This window comes from Streptomyces sp. NPDC079167, from assembly GCF_040686735.1.
GTDB lineage: Bacteria > Actinomycetota > Actinomycetes > Streptomycetales > Streptomycetaceae > Streptomyces.
In genome coordinates, this window is the sequence record NZ_JBFBLO010000056.1 from 1 (window position 1) to 2,239 (window position 2,239).

Below are 2,239 nucleotides of genomic sequence, written 5' to 3' on the forward strand. Positions count from 1 at the left end.
GAGATGACCGGGCAGCTCGGTGCGGATGATCTGCGGCGGATGGCCAGGGGCGGTCTGCTGCCGTTGTCCACGGAGCAAGGGCTCAGCCTGTTCGATGCGGCCGGGGCGCTGCCCGGCGAGGCCGCGCTGGTGCCGATCAGGGTCGATACGGCCGCCCTGCGGGTACGACCGGAGACGACTCCGCCGATGTTGCGGGGCCTGGTACGGGTGCCTAGCCGACGGCATGCAGAAGTTGGCGATGACCGCTCCCAGTCCTTCGCACGCACCCTCCTCAGGCTGGAACCGGCCCAGCAGGAGGCGCACGTACTTGAACTCGTACGCAACGAGGTCGCCTCTACCCTGGGCCACAGCTCCGGCGAAGCGGTCAAACCCCGGCAGGCCTTCACCGATCTCGGGTTCGACTCGCTGACCGCCGTGGACCTCCGCAACCGGCTCAACGCAGTCGTTGGCCTGCGTCTGCCGGCGACACTGGTCTTCGACTACCCGACCCCCTCGGCGCTGGCCGGTTTCATCCGGGCGGAGGCACTGGGTACGCACAGCGAGCCGACCGTGGCTGCCGGGACGGCCGGCACCACCGTGGACGACCCAATCGCGATCATCGGCATGAGCTGCCGCTATCCCGGCGGAGTGTCCGGACCGAAGGACCTGTGGCGCCTGCTCTCCACTGCCGGCGACGCGGTCACGGGCATCCCGGCCGACCGGGGCTGGGACGTGGACGCGCTGTTCGACCCCGACCCGGACAACCCCGGCACGTCGTACACCCGCGAAGGCGGGTTCCTGCACGACGCCACCCACTTCGATGCGGAGTTCTTCGGGATCTCGCCGCGTGAGGCGGTGGCGATGGACCCGCAGCAGCGACTGCTCCTGGAAGCCTCCTGGGAAGCGGTGGAATCGGCCGACATCGATCCCGCCTCTCTGCGGGGCAGCGATACAGGCGTCTTCGCCGGACTCATGTACCACGACTTCGCGGCCTATGCCGCTGCATCTTCCGAAAGTCTGGAAGGGCACCTCACCACGGGCACCGCGGGCAGTGTGGCGTCGGGTCGGGTGTCGTACACGTTGGGGCTCGAGGGCCCGGCGGTGACGGTGGATACGGCGTGTTCGTCGTCGTTGGTGGCGTTGCACTGGGCGATTCAGGCGTTGCGGTCGGGTGAGTGCTCGATGGCGCTGGCCGGTGGGGTGACGGTCATGGCCACCCCTGGCACGTTCGTGGAGTTCTCCCGGCAACGAGCTCTCGCGGTGGACGGCCGCTGCAAGTCCTTCGCCGCCGGAGCCGACGGCACCGGCTGGGGCGAGGGCGTGGGCATGCTGCTGGTGGAGCGTTTGTCGGATGCGCGGCGCAACGGCCATCAGGTCCTGGCGGTGGTGCGGGGCTCGGCGGTGAATCAGGATGGTGCGTCGAATGGTCTGACGGCGCCGAACGGTCCGTCGCAGCAGCGGGTGATCCGGCAGGCGTTGGCGAATGCCGGTCTGTCGGCTTCGCAGGTGGATGCGGTGGAGGCGCACGGTACGGGTACGAAGTTGGGTGACCCGATCGAGGCGCAGGCTTTGCTGGCGACGTACGGGCAGGAGCGGGCGGAGGACCGTCCGTTGTGGCTCGGGTCGATCAAGTCGAACATCGGTCACACCCAGGCAGCGGCGGGTGTCGCAGGGATCATCAAGATGGTGCAGGCCATGCGGCACGGGGAGCTCCCGCAGACGCTGCACGTGGACGAGCCGACGCCTCAGGTGGACTGGTCGGCAGGGAACGTGCGGTTGCTGACGGAGTCGGTGGCGTGGCCGGAGACGGGTGAGCCGCGGCGTGCTGCTGTCTCCTCGTTCGGCATCAGCGGGACGAACGCACATGTGATCGTCGAGCAGGCGCCGGACGACGACGCCGCAGTCGCCGTCGAGACCGGGCCCCCAGCGGGCACCGTGCTGCCGTTCGTGCTCTCCGGGAAGTCGGAGGGCGCGCTACGCGGCCAGGCCGTGCGCTTGGCGGAAACGGTGTCGGGCGCAGGGGAGTTGTCGGTGCGCGATCTTGCGCACGCACTGGCGTTGTCCCGCTCCCGGTTCGATCACCGTGCTGTGGTCACGGCTGCCGGGCGTGAGGAGTTGGTGGCCGGTCTCAGTGCCCTTGCGGAGGGGCGTTCCGGGCCGGGTGTGGTGCGGGGTGTCGCGGCCGATGTGACGCGTCCGGTGTTCGTGTTCCCGGGGCAGGGTTCGCAGTGGGTGGGTATGGCTGCGGGTCTGATGGAGT

General features: G+C 69.4%; 1 protein-coding gene. It reads left to right on the forward strand.

Annotated elements, in window-relative coordinates; all coding sequences use genetic code 11:
• Window positions 1-2,239 (forward strand): beta-ketoacyl synthase N-terminal-like domain-containing protein (locus tag AB0P41_RS35915; protein ID WP_365936197.1); only part of this gene is annotated, 2,239 nt, incomplete at both ends.